The 21022-nt window shown below is 24.9% G+C and carries 18 protein-coding genes; 17 read left to right on the top strand and 1 reads right to left on the bottom strand.

The window, feature by feature from the left end; genetic code table 4:
* Nucleotides 1-21: 21 nt before the first annotated feature.
* Nucleotides 22-1494, top strand: coding sequence for an HsdM family class I SAM-dependent methyltransferase (locus MYPE_RS04235; RefSeq protein ID WP_011077643.1), 1473 nt, complete (start codon nt 22-24; stop codon nt 1492-1494).
* Between the two features lie 6 nt (nt 1495-1500).
* Nucleotides 1501-3060, top strand: a complete 1560-nt coding sequence (locus tag MYPE_RS04230) for a restriction endonuclease subunit S (RefSeq protein WP_011077642.1) — start codon at nt 1501-1503, stop codon at nt 3058-3060.
* 123 nt (nt 3061-3183) lie between these two features.
* Here MYPE_RS04230 and MYPE_RS05465 read toward each other — a convergent pair whose 3' ends face one another.
* On the bottom strand, nt 3184-4431 hold the full coding sequence (locus MYPE_RS05465) for a restriction endonuclease subunit S (RefSeq protein WP_011077641.1): 1248 nt from the start codon (nt 4429-4431) through the stop codon (nt 3184-3186).
* A gap of 133 nt (nt 4432-4564) precedes the next feature.
* On the opposite strand from MYPE_RS05465, the gene MYPE_RS04220 reads away from it, so the two are divergent.
* The 15 genes from MYPE_RS04220 to MYPE_RS04150 all read left to right on the top strand — a co-directional run bounded on the left by MYPE_RS04220 (nt 4565) and on the right by MYPE_RS04150 (nt 20916).
* Nucleotides 4565-5368 carry a tyrosine-type recombinase/integrase gene (locus MYPE_RS04220; RefSeq protein WP_324293360.1) on the top strand — a complete coding sequence of 268 codons (804 nt, stop codon included), beginning with the start codon at nt 4565-4567 and terminating at the stop codon, nt 5366-5368.
* Between the two features lie 262 nt (nt 5369-5630).
* The gene (gene gap, locus MYPE_RS04215) at nt 5631-6632 is read left to right on the top strand and encodes a type I glyceraldehyde-3-phosphate dehydrogenase (protein WP_011077639.1); all 1002 of its coding nucleotides are present in this window, start codon (nt 5631-5633) and stop codon (nt 6630-6632) included.
* Nucleotides 6633-6654: 22 nt separating this feature from the next.
* Entirely contained in the window at nt 6655-8070 is a 1416-nt protein-coding gene (locus MYPE_RS04210; protein WP_011077638.1) for a phosphoglycerate kinase, read from the top strand.
* 183 nt (nt 8071-8253) lie between these two features.
* Nucleotides 8254-9066 (top strand): Bax inhibitor-1/YccA family membrane protein, encoded by an 813-nt coding sequence (locus tag MYPE_RS04205; protein ID WP_129374570.1) that lies wholly within the window; start codon nt 8254-8256, stop codon nt 9064-9066.
* A gap of 247 nt (nt 9067-9313) precedes the next feature.
* A complete protein-coding gene (tmk, locus tag MYPE_RS04200; RefSeq protein WP_011077636.1) occupies nt 9314-9958 on the top strand; it encodes a dTMP kinase in 645 nt (214 codons plus the stop codon).
* A 9-nt stretch (nt 9959-9967) separates the two neighbouring features.
* Entirely contained in the window at nt 9968-10795 is an 828-nt protein-coding gene (locus MYPE_RS04195; RefSeq protein WP_011077635.1) for a DNA polymerase III subunit delta', read from the top strand.
* A gap of 2 nt (nt 10796-10797) precedes the next feature.
* The gene (gene mnmE, locus MYPE_RS04190) at nt 10798-12132 is read left to right on the top strand and encodes a tRNA uridine-5-carboxymethylaminomethyl(34) synthesis GTPase MnmE (protein ID WP_011077634.1); all 1335 of its coding nucleotides are present in this window, start codon (nt 10798-10800) and stop codon (nt 12130-12132) included.
* A gap of 10 nt (nt 12133-12142) precedes the next feature.
* Nucleotides 12143-12925 carry a TatD family hydrolase gene (locus MYPE_RS04185; protein WP_011077633.1) on the top strand — a complete coding sequence of 261 codons (783 nt, stop codon included), beginning with the start codon at nt 12143-12145 and terminating at the stop codon, nt 12923-12925.
* 75 nt (nt 12926-13000) lie between these two features.
* Entirely contained in the window at nt 13001-13654 is a 654-nt protein-coding gene (locus MYPE_RS04180) for a hypothetical protein (RefSeq protein ID WP_011077632.1), read from the top strand.
* Entirely contained in the window at nt 13647-14360 is a 714-nt protein-coding gene (locus MYPE_RS04175; protein WP_011077631.1) for a hypothetical protein, read from the top strand. The genes MYPE_RS04180 and MYPE_RS04175 overlap by 8 nt, the downstream gene beginning before the upstream one ends.
* Before the next feature lie 151 nt (nt 14361-14511).
* Nucleotides 14512-16926: a DNA polymerase III subunit gamma/tau gene (gene dnaX, locus MYPE_RS05460; RefSeq protein ID WP_011077630.1), complete on the top strand. Its 2415-nt coding sequence runs from the start codon at nt 14512-14514 to the stop codon at nt 16924-16926.
* Between the two features lie 6 nt (nt 16927-16932).
* Nucleotides 16933-17217, top strand: a complete 285-nt coding sequence (locus tag MYPE_RS04165) for a YbaB/EbfC family nucleoid-associated protein (protein WP_011077629.1) — start codon at nt 16933-16935, stop codon at nt 17215-17217.
* 2 nt (nt 17218-17219) lie between these two features.
* Complete coding sequence (locus tag MYPE_RS04160) at nt 17220-17825, top strand: toprim domain-containing protein (RefSeq protein ID WP_011077628.1); 606 nt, start codon at nt 17220-17222, stop codon at nt 17823-17825.
* Between the two features lie 158 nt (nt 17826-17983).
* Complete coding sequence (locus MYPE_RS04155; RefSeq protein ID WP_044891300.1) at nt 17984-20152, top strand: hypothetical protein; 2169 nt, start codon at nt 17984-17986, stop codon at nt 20150-20152.
* A gap of 59 nt (nt 20153-20211) precedes the next feature.
* Nucleotides 20212-20916, top strand: coding sequence for a LemA family protein (locus tag MYPE_RS04150; RefSeq protein WP_044891299.1), 705 nt, complete (start codon nt 20212-20214; stop codon nt 20914-20916).
* Nucleotides 20917-21022 lie beyond the last annotated feature (106 nt).

The raw sequence follows: 21022 nt of genomic DNA, 5'->3' as shown, positions 1-21022 counted from the left end.
TCAAAATTAAAGGAGAAAAAAATGGCAGTTAGTAATTTAGTTAAAAGGATTCAAGATATAATGAGAAAAGATCCGGGTGTTGACGGTGATGCCCAAAGAATTAGTCAAATGACTTGGATGTTCTTTTTAAAAGTTTATGATTCTAAAGAACAAGAATGGAAAATATTATCTAAGGATTACCAAAGCATTATTCCTGAACATTTGCAATGACGGAACTGAGCAATAGACAATCGTAGCAATAATGTTTTAACTGGTGATGATTTACTTAAGTTAGTTAATAATGATTTATTTCCTACTTTAAAAAATTTACAAATTAGTACTGAAACTCCATTAAGACAAAAAATTGTAAAATACGTATTTGAAGATGCAGCAAATTACATGAAGGATGGAATATTTTTAAGACAAGTTATTAATGTTATTAATGAAATTGATTTCACCAAATACAAAGAAAGACATGAATTTGGTGAAATTTATGAAACAATTTTGAAAAGTTTACAAAGTGCAGGTAATGCAGGAGAATTTTATACACCTCGCGCTTTAACTGATTTTATTGTTAAAATGATTGATCCAAAGTTAGGTGAAAGAGTTGCAGATTTTGCCTGTGGAACAGGTGGTTTTTTAACTTCTGCATTAAATCATTTAGAAAAGAATAGTAAAACAACCGAAGATAATGTAATGTATAATAATTCAATTTATGGAATTGAAAAGAAGCCATTACCATATCTATTGTGTATTACAAATGTACTGTTACACGATGTAGATGAACCTAAAATTTTTCATACAAACTCTTTAGAGAAAAATGTTAGAGATTATAAAGAAAGTGATAAATTTGAAATAATTTTAATGAACCCTCCTTATGGAGGTTCTGAAAAAGAAGCCATTAAAAATAATTTTCCTAGTACATTAAGAAGTAGTGAAACAGCAGATTTATTTATTATTTTAATGATGTATAGACTTAAAAAGAATGGAAGATGTGCAGCAATTATTCCTGATGGTTTTTTGTTTGATACTAGTAATGCAAAAGTTGCAATTAAAGAAAAATTATTAAATGAATTTAATCTTCATACAGTTATTAGATTGCCTCATAGTGTTTTTTCTCCTTATACAACAATTAATACTAATATCTTGTTTTTTGAAAATACAAAACCAACTGAGGAAACATGGTTTTATAGAATGGACATGCCAGAAGGATATAAAAATTTTTCTAAAACTAAGCCAATTAAAATAGAACATTTTAATCCTGTTATTGAGTGATGAAATAATAGGGAAGAAATAGAAGTTGATGGAAACTTTAAAGCCAAAAAATATACAAAAGAAGAATTAAAAAAAAGAAATTATGATTTAAATTTGTGTAGTTTTCCACAAATTGAGGAAGAAATACTAGAACCTAGAGAATTAATTGCTAAATATCGTGAAGAGAGATCTAGGCTTGAAAGTGATATAAAAACAACAGTGGATGAAATATTAAAAATATTAGATGAGGAAAGTAACTAATTAATTATGACAGGGGAACAATTAAGAAAATCCATACTTCAATTAGCTATTCAGGGGAAATTAGTTAAACAAGATCCAAATGATGAACCGGCAAGTGAATTAGTAAAAAAAATATATGAAGAAAAGAAAAAATTAATTGCTGAAGGAAAAATTAAAAAAGATAAAAATGAAAGCTACATTTTTAAAGGTGAAGATAACTGTTATTATGAGAAGATCAATGATGGTGAACCCCACAAGATAGAGGTTCCCTTTGAAATACCAAACAATTGAACTTGAGTGAGATTAAAAAATATATCTAATTTAAATGGAGGGTATGCTTTTGAAAGTAATTTGTTTCTTTCACATGGGATAAGAGTGGTTAGAATTTCTGATTTTGATGACAAAGGTATTTTAGAAAATGAAATAAAGAGGACAAAATATTTCAGTCGGCTTGACCCTTACAAAATTGAACTTAATGATATATTAATGTGTATGACTGGTGGAACAGTTGGTAAAAACTGCATAATTGAATACATTAATGAAGATTCATATATAAATCAAAGAATTGCCAAAATAACTTCAATTATTTTAAATTCCAAATTTTTGCATCATGTATTGAATTCAAGTTATATTATTTCAATTATAAATAATTCTAAAACAAGTACAAATGATAATATTTCAATGGATTTAATAAAGGAATTTTTAATTCCTTGCCCACCAATTTTTACACAAAATAAGATTGTGAATTTTATTGGACAAATAAGCTCTTTTATAGAAAAATATTCAGAGTTAAAAAACAAACTACAAACTCTAGATCAAAAATTTAAATTATCTTTGAAAAATTCTATATTTAAATATGCAATTGAAGGTAAATTAGTTAAACAAAATCTAAATGATGAACCAGCAAGTGAATTAGTAAAAAAAATATATGAAGAAAAACAAAAATTAATATCTGAAGGAAAAATTAAAAAAGATAAAAATGAAAGTTACATTTTTAAAGACAATAATTGCTATTATGAGAAGGTAAGCAATTTTGAACCTAAAAAGATAGATGTTCCTTTTGGTATTCCGAAAACTTGACATTGAATAAAGCTGTCTAATATTTGTGAATTGATATTGGGGAAAACACCTAAAAGATCAATTAATACCAATTGGAATTCTAATGATATTAATTGAGTAACTATTTCTGACATGAAAGACTTAGGTAAAATTTTTTCTACAAAAGAATATATAACAAATGAAGCATTTAAAAATGAGTTTACAAGAATTTCAAAAAAAGAATCTTTATTAATGAGTTTTAAATTAACTATAGGAAGAACAAGTATTTTAGAAATAGATGCAGTTCATAATGAAGCAATTGTTACAATTAATCCATATTATGATAAAGATTATGCTATTCGTGACTTTCTGTTTTATACATTGGGTACCTTTGTTTCTTTTATAGAAAAAACAAGTGCAATAAAGGGTAGTACAATAAATAAAGAAAAAATGATTAATATGTTGGTATCTTTGCCACCCATTAATGAACAAAGAAGAATAATAAAATCAATATCTAAAATACATTCATTAATTAATTCGATTGCTTAACTTAAAATGGTTTTACAATATTTGAATTTTAAAAACAAAATTTATTTTATATTGTTAATAACATATTTTTTAATAAATAATTATTTTAATTATTTATAAAACGCTTAGTGATTTTTAAAAAAACTAGCGTAGCAGAGAAATGATTTTATGTGTAATTTTAATAATTTTTTCACACTCTCTTTTTGGTGGTAAAGGAATCATGATATTTTTTAAGTTTTGAATTGAAATGCCTCCAATGATTCCTGTTGTTAACTGATTAAAAATGTTTTTAAAATAATAAGACTGAAGAAAATAAAACAAATATAGATTGTTAGAAAGAAAGTCATTAATACACACTAACTTATTACCAAAACAAACATCTTTACTTGTAATACCAATTTTTTTACCAGCACTTCCACCCTCTATACATAATAAAATTTTATTTTTCGGTGCAATTTTAAAATTTTTTTCATTTAATGGTATATAAACACCATTGTCATAATTAATAGAAAAATCAAAGTTTATATCTTTAGTTCCAATATAATCGTAACCTGAGCATTTCGTGTATTTCTTTTCTTTTTCTTCTTTACTTATGCTGTTACCATTATAAATTTCTGAAATAGTTTTTAATCTAACTCATGATCAATTTTCAGGAATTTCAAAAGGAACCTCTATATTTTGGGGTTTTCCATTATTTATCTTCTCATAATAGCAATTATTATCCTCAAAAATAAAACTTTCATTTTTATCTTTTTTAATTTTTCCTTCAGATATCAATTTTTGTTTTTCTTCAGATATTTTTTTAACTAATTCACTTACTGTTTCACTATTCAGATCTTGTTTAACTAATTTACCTTCAATTGCATATTGAATAATAGATTTTTTTAAATTTAATTTAAAAATTTTATCTAGATTAATTAAATTAATATTTAATTCATCATATTCATCAACACTTTTGTTAAGAATTATTATTTTTTGATATATAGAATTTTGTTCGTTTGATGGTGGAATTGGAATTAATTTTTCAATTGTTTCATTAACAGTAATTTGTGGTTGTGCAGAACCTGAACTTTGAAATAAGTAGGATTCAATGGATTTAAATAAAAAAAATAAAAATTTGCTATTCACAATACTAAATGGTTTCATATACATTGTTGTTTGTGTACAAGTTGCAGTTTCATCTTTTATTAAAGTAATTTTGCCAATAGATGCTCCTCTTGCTGGAATAACAAAATCATTTAATTTTAAATTTATTTTATTTTTTTCTTTTTGTATGTAACCTAATGGTTTATCTTCAATGGTTGCACTATAGACAGGATCCCCACAATCAATCATATCTTTTGTCAATATTGTTTGACCCATACCAAATATACCTAAATTCTTTAATCTCACTCAAGTTCAATTGTTTGGTATTTCAAAGGGAACCTCTATCTTGTGGGGTTCACCATCATTGATCTTCTCATAATAACAGTTATCTTTACTTTATGTATAGTGTATTTATATAAGTTTTATGGAGGGGTTGATGATGATTAAAGAATTTAAAACTTATCTAATACAACAAAATTTATCTAAAAACACAATAGATGCTTACTGCACTGCAGTTAATCAATATATTGTTAATAAAGATAAAATAGATAAAAACAATCTATTGTTATGAAAAGCTAATATGATTGAAACTTTTAAAGCTAGAACTATAAATTTAAAAATCCAAGCAATTAATAATTACTTGGATTTCATAAACTTAGGTCATCTGAAATTAAAATCAGTAAAAGTACAACAAAGACTATTTTTAGAAAATGTAATTTCAGATGCAGATTATAATTTTTTAAAAACTAAATTAAAAAAAGAAAAGAATAAAGAATGGTATTTCATTGTTAGATTTCTGGCTGCAACTGGTGCAAGGGTTAGCGAATTAATAAAAATTAAAGTAGAACATGTACACTTAGGTTATATAGATATCTATACAAAGGGTGGGAAAATTAGAAGAATATACATTCCTAGAAATCTAAGAATAGAAGCCACTGAGTGACTAAAAAAACTTAATTTAGAAAGTGGTTACATCTTTTTAAATAGATATGGAAAACTTATAACTGCTAGGGGAATTTCACAACAATTAAAAAACTATGCAATTAAATACAAATTAAATCCCAGTGTTGTTTATCCTCATTCTTTTAGACATAGATTTGCTAAAAACTTTTTAGAAAAGTATAATGACATCTCTTTGCTAGCAGATTTAATGGGTCATGAATCCATTGAAACTACTAGAATTTATTTAAGAAAAACTGCTAGTGAACAACAAGAAATAGTAGATAAAATAGTCACTTGATAATTTATATAATTAGTGCTTTTTACAAATTTTGTAAAAAGCTATTTTTAATACTTCTTATTTTTTAAATATTCTTCAAAACTTAAAACATTAAAAATCAATGAACTAACTACATAAAAAAAATCAAACTATTTTAAATTGTTTGCTAATACTATGTCTATAAAAAAATGAAAGAAATAAAAATTTTTATTACATTAAATGGTTACTAATAATCATTTGTTTTATAATTAGTTTTGGGATTTATTTATACCCATGGAGGAAATTTATGATAAAAGTTGCAATTAATGGTTTTGGTCGTATTGGTAGACTAGCACTAAGAAGAATTTTTGATGTTTGTAAGAACGTTGAAATTGTTGCAATTAATGACTTGACTGATGCTAAAACATTATGTCACTTATTAAAATATGACACGGCTCATAGAACATTTAAAGGGAAGTTATCATATGATGAAAATAACAATTTAATCATTGATGGAAAGAAAATCCCAATCTTAGCTGAAAAAGATCCAGCTAACTTACCTTGAGCAAAATTAGGTGTTGATATTGTTGTAGAATCTACTGGTAGATTTGTTGATGAAGAAGGTGCATCTAAGCACTTAAAAGCTGGAGCTAAAAAAGTAATTATCTCTGCTCCTGCTAAAGGAAACATTCCTACAGTTGTTTACAACGTAAACCACCAAACACTTAAAGCTACTGACAAAATTGTTTCAGCAGCATCATGTACTACAAATGCATTAGCACCAGTTGCAAATGTATTAAGTAAAGAATTTGGTATTAAATGAGGATTCATGAACACAATCCACTCATATACTGCTGATCAAAGATTACAAGATGCACCTCACTCTGATTTAAGAAGAGCAAGAGCTGCTGCAATGTCTATTGTTCCAACATCTACTGGAGCTGCAAAAGCAATTGGTTTAGTTTTACCTGAACTTAACAAAAAAATGCATGGTATGGCATTAAGAGTTCCAACTATTACTGGTTCATTAGTAGACATTACTGTTGAATTAGAAAAAGATACAACTGTTGAAGAAATTCACAAGGCTATGAAAAAAGCTGCTAATGAAACATTAGAATATTGTGAAGATCCAATTGTTTCTACAGATATTATTGGAAATACTCATGGTTCAATTTTTGATCCAGGTTTATCAATGGAATTAGAAACTAATGGAAAGAAAACTTTCAAATTATTTACTTGATATGACAATGAATACTCTTATGTTGCTCAATTTGTAAGAGTATTAGAATACTTTGGGAATCTTAAATAATAATTTTTAGGGATATTTAATAATGGAATATAATAAAAAAATTGTTACTGACCTAACAGATTTAAAAGGTAAAAAAGTAATTTTAAGATGTGATTTCAATGTTCCAATTAATAAAACATCTGGAGAAATTACAGATTACACAAGAATTGATGCTGCTTTACAAACAATTAACTATTTATTAGATAAGGGTGTAAAACTAATTGTTTTATCTCACTTAAGTAGAGTAAAAACTCTTGAAGATATTTCAAGTGGTAAAAAAAGTTTAAAAGTTGTTCATAAAGCTTTAAAAAACAGATTACTTGGTAAAACTGTTTTATTTGAAGAAAATAATAGAAACAAAGACTTACCTAAAATTATTGATGGAATGGAAGAAGGTTCATTACTTCTTTTAGAAAACACAAGATATGCTGATGTTAATGAAAAAGGTGAAGTTGTAAAACTAGAATCTAAGAATGATCCATCTCTTGGTAAATTCTGAGCTTCATTAGCTGATATTTTTGTAAATGATGCTTTTGGAACAAGTCATAGAGCACATGCTTCAAATGTTGGAATTGCTAAAAACATTAAAGAATCTGCAATTGGGTTCTTAGTAAATAAAGAATTAGCAAAATTATCAAAAGCTGTTGTAAATCCTAGAAAACCAGTAGTGGCTATCTTTGGTGGTGCAAAAGTTTCAGATAAAGTTCCTTCAATTAAAAATATTGGAAAATTTGCAGACAAAATTTTAATTGGTGGTGGAATGGCTTTTATTTTCTTAAAAGCTAAAGGATTTGAAATTGGAAAATCTTTATATGAAGATGATCAATTAGAATTAACTAAAGAATTACTTTCTGAATTTGGTAACAAAATTGTTTTACCTGTAGATGCAGTTGTTGCTGATAGTATTAAAGCTGCTAAAGGTAAAAGATATGACATGGAACAATTCCCTGCTGATTTAGCTGGATTTGATGTTGGTAAAAAAACAATCAAATTATTTAAGAAAGAATTAAAACTTGCTGAAACTGTTATTTGAAATGGACCTTTAGGTGTATTTGAAAATGATGCTTTCAACAAAGGTACTTTAAAAGTTTGTAAGTACATTGCAAAAATCACTGCTAAAAAAGGATGTTATTCTGTAATTGGTGGTGGTGACTCTGCTGCAGCTGCTGCTAAGTGTGGAGTAACTCATAGCTTCTCTCACATTTCAACAGGTGGTGGAGCTTCATTAGAATTCTTCTCTGGTGTTGAATTACCAGGTGTTGCTTGTATTAAAAATAAAGGTGAAGAAGGAAAAGTAGAAGCTGTTAAAGAAAAAACAACTACAACAACAGAATCTGCTTCTAAAGAAAAATCTTCAACAGCTAAAACTGCAAGTAAACCTGCAACTTCAAAAACAACTGCTGCTAAAAAACCTGCTGAGAAAAAACCAGCAGCAAAGAAACCTGCAGCTAAAAAATAGTTGTTATACTTAAACAAATTACATAAATGAAATTGGAACTAAGGTTCCAATTTTTTTTATTTTTATAAATTAAAGTTTTTATTTGTTTAATGCTATATAAGCATTCAAATATCCTTGATAGTTTGATTAAAGTAATATAAGTTATATAATATAGATTATAAAAAAAGGAAGGGTTTTAACATGATGAATAAAGGTTATTTTGCATCATCTAACAATAATGCATATCATGTTGAAGGCTACAAAACCACTAAATTAAAATATAACAAAAAACAAATGTCAGTTTTAAACATTGGTATGCTAACTGCAGGTTTAGGATTTCTATATGTTGCTGCAATCGGTTTCATTTTAGAATATGCAGTCTTTCTACCATTGGGTAATGAAATTTCTCAAGTGATGTTATTAAGTTTTGCTTCAGTGGGAATTATTGTAGGTTCAATCATGTCTATGATTTGAGCTTTTAGAGTTCATAAAGCATCCTTAGCATTTGGTCTAATCACCATATTAATATATACAACTGCATATGGAATAGGGTTTGGATCTCTATTTGCATATTTACAACAACAATTTGAAAACCAAGGTTTATTACTAATTATGTCTGTGTTTGGAATAGTTGGTTTAATATTTATTGGTACATTTGCAGTTGTAAAATTAATGAGTTTAAAAGCATTTGTAACATTCTCAAAAATTGTAATGGTAGCAAGTATTTTTGGATTCATTGCTATGATGGGACTTATTATTGCAAGTATCTTCTTAGTTGGAGAAGCTTATAGAACAATTGCTATTGTAGTTTCAGTAATTGGAATTCTAATGGCTGTATTATTTTTAGCTTATGATTTATGATTAGCTCAAAATATGGACAAGTTCTATGTTGAAGAAGGTATGAATGCTAAAATGGGGTTATTTATAGGATTCCAAATCTTAATCAATCTAATTATGATGTTATTTTATTTACTAAGACTTGTAGCTTTACTAGCAGATAACAGAATTGGTAAATAATAAACATTAACAAAAAATAACAAGGGAACAAAAACATATATCTTAAATTAGGGTATCAAAAGAATTTTCATAATTCTTTATAGATATCCTAATTTTTTTATGTTGCTAATTTTTCTTTTAATTACTAAAAAAGCAAAAAAATTAATAAGTCTAAAAAATTTAAAAAGTATCTTTAATGATAAAGTAAACAATTTTATTTATATAATTTTATAAGACTAAAAATATTTATACATAATGGATTTTTTATATGCAATTAGATAAAGGATTATTTGTAGCATTTGAAGGACCAGATGCTTGTGGTAAATCTACAGTTAGCAAATTGGTTTACCAAAAATTAATAAATTTTTTTAATAACAAAGATTCTGTAATTTTGACTAGAGAACCAGGTGGTACTGAAGTTGGGGAAAAAATTAGAGAGATACTTGTCAATTATGATATTGATCCAAGAACTGAAGCTTTACTTTTTGCAGCTTCTAGAACTGAACATGTTTGAAATGTAATTTTAAAAGCAAAAGCAAATAAGAAAATTATTCTATGTGATCGTTTTATTCATTCTTCTTTAGTTTATCAAGGGATTGTAAAAAACTTAGGTTATAAAAACGTTTATAAAGTTAATCAATTTGGAATCTCTAAAATTAAACCTGACATTGTTTTTTACTTTTCAGCAAATCCTAAAGTGTTATTAGAGAGAAAAACAAAAGATAAAGACCGAGACATTTTTGATAGATTAGACAACCAATATGCACAAGAAGAAAACTTGAAAAAAATAATTGGAGGGTATTCTTCAATTCTTCAGTTTGATAACAGAAATGTGATTAGGTTGGATGCTTTAAAACCTGTAGAAGAATTAGCAAATAAAATTTGTGCAACTATTCTTGAAAGAGTGAGATAAATTTTAAATATGAACCATAATGAAAAGATTTTAAAAAGTTTAATAAAAAATAAACCAAGTCCACTTTTATTAGAAGAGTCAACTGCTAGTTTTACAATGAATTTTATTTATGATTTTATGAAATCAATTTGTTGTACTAAAGCAGAAAGTTTTTGTAATACTTGTGAATCTTGTTGAAAAATTACAAGAGGTAAATATTTTGATTTTCATTTAATAAACACTTATAAAGATTCAATTCATAAAGAAGACTTATTGAGTATTATTAATAAACTTTCATATCCTTCAGTTGAAAAATATGGAAATAAATTTTTAATAATTTATGGTATTGAAAATGTAAATAAGCAAATTGCTAATATGCTTTTAAAAAATATTGAAAACCCTAGTAAAAATACTTATTACATTTTTGTTACAAGAAATCACAACAACATTATTAACACAATTAAAAGTAGATGTGTTTTCTATAAGATTATTAGTGAAGAAAAAAGGTTTATTAAAGAATTGGAAAGCAACAAGATTGACCAAAGATATTTTTCTTATTTCTTACTAAACTTTTATTCAATTGATGAAGTTTTAGATTTTTATAATAATGAAACTTTTTCTAAGATTGTTAATGTTTATGAAACTTTAATTAATGACAAAAATAAATTAATCTCTATTCATAAATCTTTAATAAGCTTTAAAACTTTTTCATATTATGAAATTGCTAAATTATTATTTTTGCTAGAACCTAAAGTTTCTCCTGAAAATAAAGAAAAAATTTATCATTTAATTAGTAGTCTAAAATACAATTTAAATAAAACTTTAGTATTTAATGAAATACTTTCTATGTTGAAATAATTATGAATGACACAATAACTGCAATTGCTACACCAAATATTAATTCTGCAATTTCTATAATTAGAATTTCAGGTCCTAATACTTATGAAATAGTAAGTAAAATTACAAAAAAAGAAATTACTAAAACTGGTTATACTTTTGTTAAAGAATTTATTTACCAAAATGACTTGATCATTGATGAAGTCATTATTTTAAAATATGTAGCACCTAAAAGTTTTACAGGTGAAGATTTAATAGAAATTAATTGTCATGGTGGTGTTTTAATTACTAATAAAATACTAGATTTAATTCTAGAATCTGGTGCTAGATTAGCTGAGAATGGTGAATTTACTAAACGTGCTTTTTTAAATAATAAATTAACTTTAAGACAAGCGAACTCTATTAATAATTTGATCTTCTCTAAAACTGATATTGCAACTAATTTGTCATCAAATGGAATCATTAATAGTAACAATGATTTCTTTTTAGATATTAAAGAAAAAATCTTTTACTTAATTGGAAAAATAGAAGTAAACATAGATTATCCAGAATATGAAGATGTAGAACAAGTAACTGCTAAAGAATTTAATTTAGAAGTTAAAGAGATCATAGATAAATTAAATAAAACTATCAATGACTTTAATAAAGTAAGTTATTTATACAATGGTTTAAATGTAGTAATTGTTGGTAAACCAAATGTTGGTAAATCATCTCTTTTGAATTCATTAATTAAAAAGAATAAAGCAATAGTTTCTGATATTAAAGGAACTACAAGAGACTTAGTAACTGAATCTATTAATTTAGAAGGATTATTATTAAACTTTATAGATACTGCTGGAATTAGAGAATCAAAAAATAAAATAGAAAATATTGGTATTAAAAAAACAATGGCATCTATTAAAGAAGCAGATTTGATTTTGTTTTTAATTGATGACTCCAAAAAAATAGATAAGAAAGAAAAAGAAATTTTAAATTTAATAAAAAATAAAAATTACATAATTGTAAAAAATAAATCTGATTTAAAAGTAAATGCTAATAGTGAATTAAAAGGTATTAGTATTTCAGCATTAAAAAAAGATGTTAAACCTTTAGTTAATGAAATAAAAACTAATTTAAAACAAGGTGATTTTAATATTGCAAATAATTTAGCAATATGTTCAGATAATGAATTAAAAATAATTAAACAAGTTTTATTAGTATTAAAAAAATCTTATGCTAATTCTTTATCAGGATTTCCTTTAGATTTATTAGTTGAAGATTTAAAAGTAGCATATGAAAAAATATGTACAATAATGGGATTATCAGAAGATTTAAATATAATAGATAAAATGTTTAAAAATTTCTGTTTAGGAAAATAAGGATTTTAATATGATCAAATATTATGATACTCACAGCCATTTAAACATGGATGTTTATGACAATGAAATTGAAGAATGTATTAAGCAATTAAAAGAAAACCAAACATTTACTAACTGTGTAGCTTATGATTTTAACAGTTCAGTAAAAGCAGTTGAATTATCTAAAAAATATAGTGATTGTATGAAAGCTTGTGTTGGGATTCACCCAAATGATATTGAACAATATTTTGGTGATAAAGATATTTTTAACAAGTTAGATAATTTAATAACAAACAATAGAAACCATATTGTTGGAATTGGTGAAATTGGTTTAGATTTTTATTACAGCAGTGAACTTAAAAAAGAACAAATTCATTTTTGTATAGAGCAAATTAAATTGGGGGTTAAACATAATCTTCCAATTATGTTTCATTTAAGAAATGCTTTTGAAGATATCAAACCAATTATTGAAAATTTTAAAGATATCAAAAAATTAATTCATTGTTTTTCTTCTAACTTAGAAGAAGCAAAATATTATGTTAGTCAAAAGTGTTTTATATCAATTCCAGGAATTGTTACTTTTAAAAATGCTTTATCTTTAAAAGAAGCAGTACAATGAATAGATATTAATTGTATGGTTACAGAAACTGATTCTCCTTATTTGACACCTGTTCCTTTTAGGGGCAAACAAAATTATCCTCATTATGTAAAACACACAGTAGAAGAAATTGCAAAATTAAAAAATCTTGAAGTTGATGTAGTGTCTGAAAAAGTATTAAATAATGCTAAAAATTTTTTTGGAATTAATTTTTAAATTAAGTTTTATATATAATTAATTAAAAAGTGAGTTTTAAAAAAAGACATCATTTTTATAGAAAGTTTATATCCTATGATTGATTTAAGTAATAAGGCACTAGAAAGAAAAGATGATTCTGTTAGAAGAAAAACAGAAAATCAAAAGTCTAAAAATTTAACTACCAAAAGAATTGAAAATACTGCTACTAGAAGAATAGAAATAAAAAAATCACCAATTAACAAAAAAGAATTTACTTCTAATTTTGTTTATTCACGTAGGTTTCCAATTTTTATAGTTTCATCAGTTTTATTTCTTTTATCTTTTGGGTTAATCATTTTTGCAACTACTAGCATCCCACAAGAGAATCACTTAAACAACTTAATCTTCTTTTCTATTATTACAGCTATTAATTTAATTATTTGTATTGTTTTAGGCATTGATCTATTTAGATTAATTCCTAATCATGATTTAAATATGGATGATGAAGATGACAGAAGTAACTACACTTATGTAAGAATATTTTGCTTAACTAAGTTTATTGCTGCTTCATTTGCTTTAGTGGTTTTATTATCAATAACTATTTCATTAGGTCTTTTGAATAGTCAGTTATCTTCACTTCATTTAACAAATAAAACTATTTATTATAGTGCTGCAATTTTATCAATGATATTTAACTTTGTTTCAGTGTTTACAAATATTCTTTCATTTGTAGAATCAAAATTTAGTAGAGGAATTTTAAATGAATAATAATAGACCTTGAAATAATCCATCAAATAACAACACCAATAAATCACAAGGAACCTTTAAACCAGTTAATATAACTAATACTGTAAAGGTTACTAGAGATTCTAATAGTGAAAATACTCCAACTACTGGATTGGACAGTGAAAACCAAAGATTATTAGATTCTGTAATTGGTAAAGTTAGAGAATACAAACCAATGTCATTAGATAAATGACTTATAGTTTCTAAAATAATGTTGGTATCAATTATTGCTTTATTCATATTAAATCTATTAGTCTTTGCATTGATGCTTTTTTATTCAATGTTTCAATTATCAATAAAAATGGATTTTAGTAATAGCATTGGTGTTTGAAAAGACTATTATTATTTTGGAATTTTCTCTCCACTCTCAATAGCTTCAGTAGCAATCACTTTAATCAATTTAGGTTTATCAATGGGATTCCATTTTATCTGTTTAAAATACGATGATAATCCAGATAATAGTTTAAATGTGGTAGTTGGAAGATTATCATATTACAACAAATGAAATCTGTTACTATTTATATTCTTTATCTCCCTTTATGCTTTTATGCTTGTTGGGTTTTATGCAGCTTTTTTTGATTATGGAATTCCTTTAATTATTATTACTGCTGTTTTAATATTTGGAATATTTGTTGCTAGATTTATTTTTATAGTTCTAATGGGAATTTATTTCTTTAAAAAACACTAACTTATAAATCATAGAAATTCTAGAAAGTTATTTCTAGAATTTTTTATTTTATGAAATAGCTATAATTATCAGATTTTGATAATTTAAAACTTTAATTAATAGTTATTAATTTGTAAATTATAATTAACATATTGAAAATAACTATATAAATATGAACAATAAAATAGCTTTCTATCGTAAATATAGACCTAATTCATTTAATGAAATAATTGGTCAAAAATTTATTATCAAAACTCTTTCAAATTCAATTATTAAAAACAAACAAAGTCATGCTTATATCTTTTCTGGTCCTAAAGGGGTTGGAAAAACTTCAATAGCTAAAATCTTTTCTAAAGTATTAAATTGTTTAAATCTTAAAGATGGAGATTGTTGTAATAATTGTAATAACTGTAATCTGATTAATCAAAATCAAGCTGTTGATATTGTTGAATTAGATGCAGCTTCTAACAATGGGGTTGGAGAAGTTAGAAATATTATTGATACTATCAATTATTTACCAAGTGTTTTGAAATACAAAGTTTATATAATTGATGAAGCTCATATGCTTTCTAATGCTGCATGAAACACTTTTTTAAAATTAATAGAAGATCCACCAAAGTATTTAGTTTTCATTTTTGCAACAACTGAATCTTATAAATTTCCACCAACTATTATTTCAAGATGTCAAAGATATAATTTCTTAAAACTAAATAATAGTGAATTAAAAGAATGTTTGAAATCAATTGCAAAAAAAGAAAAAATTAAAGTTGAAGATAATGCTTTAAATAAGATTGCAGAACTTGCAGATGGTTCATTAAGAGATGCATGTTCATTAATTGATCAACTAGATTCTTATACAAACTCTGATATCAAAATAGAAGATATTTATAATGTTTTTGGAATCTTAGATGTAAATGAAAAAATCAATTTACTTAAATCTGTTTGAAATAGTAATGTAGAACAAATAATAAATAAAATTAATGAATATGAAGTTAAAGGAATTGATTTTTATCAATTATCAATTGATCTAATAAATCTTTTATATGACAAACTAGTTTATGAAAGAACTAAAAATGTTTCATTACTTAAATACCTTCCAAGTGAACAAACTAATTTTTTGGAACTACAACCTAAATTTATTATTAAATGCTTAGAAGTATGACAAGATAATTTAAATAAAATAAAAACTTCTTCTAATCCTAAATTCTACTTTCAATTATCTTGTTTTGAATCTTGTAAGTTATTTGAATTTGAGTTTGATACTAATCTAACAGCTAATTCATATGTAGTTAAAAATGAAACAGAACTTAAAGAACAATTAGAACAAAAAGTTAAACCAACTAAGAAAGAAACTGTAAAAGTTGAGTTAACAGAAAAAAACAAACCAGATAAATTAAAAGAAGAAATAAAAGCAGAAGAAATAAAAGTTAAACCAAGTAAAAAAGAAGAAATAGTAGAAGAAAAAGTTATAGAGCAAGAAAAAGAAAATAATTCTGCTCAAGAACCTATTTTAGATACTAGTAACTTCAAACAAGTTAAATTATCTGAAAGTATGAAAGTAGTTCAGATTAAAGGTAAACCTGAAGGGAAAAAAGAGGTTATTGAACCTCAAAATAAAAAAATAAATATTGTTGATAATTTTGTAGATAACTTTGTTCAAGTAGATCATTTAGATAAAGATTCAGATATTTTTGATGAGTTTGGTATAGTTGGTAAAAAATCAAAAGCTAAAACAAATAAAGCTAATAAACCTAAAGAGGTTATAAAAGAAGAAGTTATTGAAAAAGAAATTGTTAAAGCACCTGAAGTGGTTGTAGAAAAAACTGAAAAGAAAAAACCCAAAACAAAATCAATTGAATCTTCTTCAGAGCAACTTTCACTTTTTTCTTTTGATAATATTGAAGCTGATTCACCAACTGATTACTTAGAAGAACAATTTGAATCTATTGAAGAAGAAAACATAACAGAAGACTCAAATGTAAATACTAAAAAGGGCAATGTTGATCCAACTAAAGAACCTATAGAATTACCTAAAGATAAAAAAGAAAATAAAGTTGAGAAAAAAGAAGAAATTGCTAAACCAATTACACAAAGTGTTAATAAAGTAAAAGAGGAAGAATCTTTTAAAGAAATTGATATTGATGAAGCTTTTTTAAAGATTGCAGTTAATAGTAACAATAGTGAAAAAGAAAAAGTTAATAACTTCTTTAAAAGTATTAAAGACTCAATGCCTTCAAATTCATTTGAATCATCTATTAAACAAATGGATAGACTTATTGTGGTTTCTAATAATGGAATAGCATTTTCATCAGCAGATGATTTAGAAATTGAAAACATTAATAAAATTAATCAATCATTAGAGTTTTTAGAATATTTAAAAAATAAACTTAATAAAGTTTATTTAGTTATAGCAATAACTAAAGACCAAGCAATTAAAGTTGGGAATGAAATTAGAAATAATAAACTAAGTCCATCTAATACAAAAGATGTAGATATTGAATTTTTAAATACTAAAATTAAATCTAAACCAACAGCAAAAGATTTAGTTGAAAGTATGTTAAGTGAATTAATAATTGATGAGGAGTAATTAATTATGAATATGCAAAAAATGTTGCAACAAGCAAAAGCTTTACAAAGCAAAATGGAAAAGAAGATAAAAGAGTTTGAACAAGAAGAGTTTGAATTTGTTTATCAAAAATCTATTACTATTCAAATTAAAGGAAATTATGAAATTATCAAAATGGATATTAATAAAGAATTAATAGATCCTGAAGATAAAACGATGTTAGAGGAAATGATTTCAGAAGCTATTAATGAAGCAATTTCTGCAATTACTGAAGAAAAAGAAAAGATTACTAAAGGTGCAATGCCATTTTAATTATGAAACCAAAAGAATTTGAATATTTTGTAGAAGCACTAAAAAGTTTACCTACTATTTCAAATAAAAATGCTTCAAAAATTGCTTATTTCTTTTTAGAAGCAGATGAAGTTTTTTATAGTCAATTTTTAGATAGACTAACTAGTTTGAAATCAAATATTAAATTTTGTTTAAATTGTAATAATCTAACTTCTGATTCTCTATACTGTGATATTTGTAATACTGATAGCAGGGATAAAAATAAATTATGTATTGTTTCATATTTAGAAGACTTAGAAAAAATTGAAGCTTCTAATAGTTTTAGTGGATTGTATTTTGTTTTAAATACAGAAATAAAACATAAGGATTTAAAAACTGCTAAAAAAATAAATTTAGAGAAGTTAGAAAACATGATTAATAAATTCCATGTGAGAGAAATTCTGATTTGTACTAACATGACAATTGATGGTGAATTAACTTCTTCTTACATTAAAAATTTTATTAAAGAAAAAAACTACAATATTGATTTATATCGGTTAGCATTAGGTATTCCAATGAATGCTTCAATTGAATATATTGATTGAGAATCATTAAAATACTCAATTGAAAACAAAAGAAAAATTGACTAAGTGATTTATCATATTTAATACATTAACTTTCTTTGCTTACTTAGTTAAGTAATGCATTAAGAAAGTTTTTATTTGTTTAACTTTATCAATAAAGGTTTATGATATTACTAACTAAATCAAAATTTATATTTTTATTTTTTATATTAAAAGGGAAAAAAATGAATTCTGAAAAAGATAAAATTTTATTAAGTGAAACTAAAGAAGTAAATAATGAATTAGAAAAAGTTGCTTATCAAGCTGAGCAAATTACAGAACTTGATAATGGTCCTGTAAAACAAACTGAAGCTCAACCTAATCTTAATAACAATAATATTAGCAATGCTGCAATTGCAGGTGCTGCTATGAATATGGTTCAAAATTTTATTGTTAATCCAAATGAGAAAAATAATCAAAATGGGTTAAATAAAAATTCTTCTGCAAGTCCAATTAAAGAAAGAAATCTTACAATTAACTATTCAGCAGTTACTAACAATCCTATTGAGATGTTTTACAATCACATCAACAACACAATTGGAACCGTGTTTGATGATTATTTTGCTATTAAGTTTAATCAATATAAGGGTGTTGTAAAAAAGACATATGAATTAGACTTACAAATTACTGATTTAGAAGGTTCAATCATTAATAAGAAAAAAGAACTTCAATACACAAAAAGAAAATGAATACATGCATTATTCATAATTAGTTTTGTATTTATAATTGGTTTATTTTTCTTTAAAAAATATAAAGCTAATTTAGCTATGATTAATCAATTTAAAGAATTTAAAAATCAACAAGAAAATAATATTTTAGACACTTCTAATAATAGATTTGCATTAATGCATTCATTACTATCTACAATTACTTTATATGACTTGTATAAATATACATTTGAAAGATATGGGTTTAAAATTTCTGAATTAATTCCAACTACTAGAATTTTAAAATTATTAGATAACAAAAATAATATAGATGTTAAATGTGGTATTTCTGGTTTATATAAAAATACACCTTTCTATGATGTTTTAGTTAGAAGTTTAGCTTGAAGAGAAGTTACAACTAGTAGATCTGAATCTTTCCCTTATACTTCATATGAAACAGTAACAGATTCAAATGGTAAAAGAAGAACAGTTGCAGTTACTAAATATGAAACCTTAACAGCTTACCACCACGAAAATACTCCATTTATTGATGCTGATAATGTTTTAGTATTTATGACTCATTATGAACCACAATTACTTTTTTCCACTAACAACAAAAAACCAAACAAATATATTGAATTAGAAAATAAGAACTTTGTAAAACTTTATGGTTTAGATGTTTCTGGTGATGCTAAAAATGATATTTCTATTCAGCAAAGAGTTAATCAATTCTTTACTATTAAAGCACAAGAAGATTATTTAAAATGATTGGACTTAAATGGTAAATATACTTTTGACTTCTTCAAACTAAAAGACTCTTTCAATATATTTAATACTTCTCATGATATTTTTCCATTAGAGGCTGCAAATCACTTTATTGAAGATATTAATATCTTAGAAAATAATGCAGAAGTTAACTTAGATGTTTTATGTAACAGAATTAAAGATATAGCATTTAACTACTTTAACAAGATTATTAAAATGTTACAGTTACCTTTATTATCTCCTGCAATCAATCGTGAATGATATAAACACAATTCAAATAACTATACAATTGGTAACAATTTGAGTGAAGTATATGATGATGTAGATAATATTTCTAACTTTGATTCAAACTATAATGCTTTAAGATTTTTAGATCCTAAGTTCTTTTGATTCAATACAAACAAAAAACCTACTAAACCAATTTGATTTAGATTAAATGAATCAGTAAAAAATAAAAAAGATATTATTCACTTTCACTACAATATGAATTCTTATTGATCTGAAACTTTAATAGATTATGTAACAGTAGTTGGGATGCATGTTGGTACAAAAGTAATTGGTGTACCATATGAAAAATTCTATTTCTTTACTGAAGAAAAATTCTTATCTAACTTATTTGCTAATAATAAAAATGTTCCAAGAATTTATATTACTCCAAATGTTAGACACCTTATTGGTAAAGGGACATATGAAAACCAAGAATTTGTTAATCTAATGATTCAAAAAGGAATTTGATGTAGTAACCCAAATTGATTAGAAAATTTCTCAAGAACTAAACAATTAGTAACTATCTCAGATAAATTAAATGAATATAACAAAGATGCTCAATCTTCAATTGTAATTGATCAATATGGGTTCTACTTTATATCAAATAATAAAGATACTAAAAATGAATTTGTTGAATCTATTTTATTAGAACTTAAATCGATATTTAGTATGTAACTATTTATTAAAAATTAATATAATAATATTGTTTCTATAAATCTATGAAAGGAATAAAAATGCTAGTAGATACAAGAATACCACAAAATCCACAAGGGTTTAATTTAAACGTTGATAATACTCAAAGAGTAGCTAAAGCTTCTGCTGCTCAAAAATTTGGATGAATTCTATTAATCATTCTAACTTTTTCAGTAATTTACTGAATTAGTATTTCTTGAAAAAACCAATTCATTGATTCTCAAATGAGAATTAATGAAGCATCAAGTGCAATCCAAGTAAACGAAGCAAAAAGAAGAGATACATTAATTAAACTTTTAGAACAAACTAAAGGTTATATGAAACATGAAAGAGAAACATTAGAATTAGTTACAAAATATAGAGGTGGTGTAGCTAATAGTAATGAAACTTCAAAATTAGATAACCAATTATCTCAATTCATGATGAATTTAAATGTTCAATATGAACAATACCCACAATTAAAAGCTGATGCTATTATTACAGAATTAATGAGTACATCTCAATACTTAGAAACTGAAATTGCTGCTTCTAGAAGACTATATAACCAAAAAGTAACTTCTTTTAATGCTGAAATCTTCATGTTCCCTAAAATTGCTGTAGCTAGTAAAATTGGATTAGCAACATTCCCTATGTTCCAAGCTTCTGCAGTTCAAAGACAAGATGTTGATATGTCTAGTTTAACAAGTTACAACACTCCAACACCTGCACCTGCAAATGGTGGTTCAACTCCAGCTGTTGTTCAATAATATTTAAAGAATTTTAAAAATCAAATTAATGCTTAAAAGTATTAATTTGATTTTTTTATTTGTCTTTAACATAGATATTGTAAAATTTATTTTTGGTTTAAAAATT

The organism is Malacoplasma penetrans HF-2 (genome assembly GCF_000011225.1).
GTDB classification, from domain to species: Bacteria; Bacillota_I; Bacilli_A; order Mycoplasmatales; family Mycoplasmoidaceae; genus Malacoplasma; species Malacoplasma penetrans.
The sequence above is the reverse complement of the archived record's forward strand: the minus strand, read 5'-3'. Positions and strand labels throughout refer to the sequence as shown.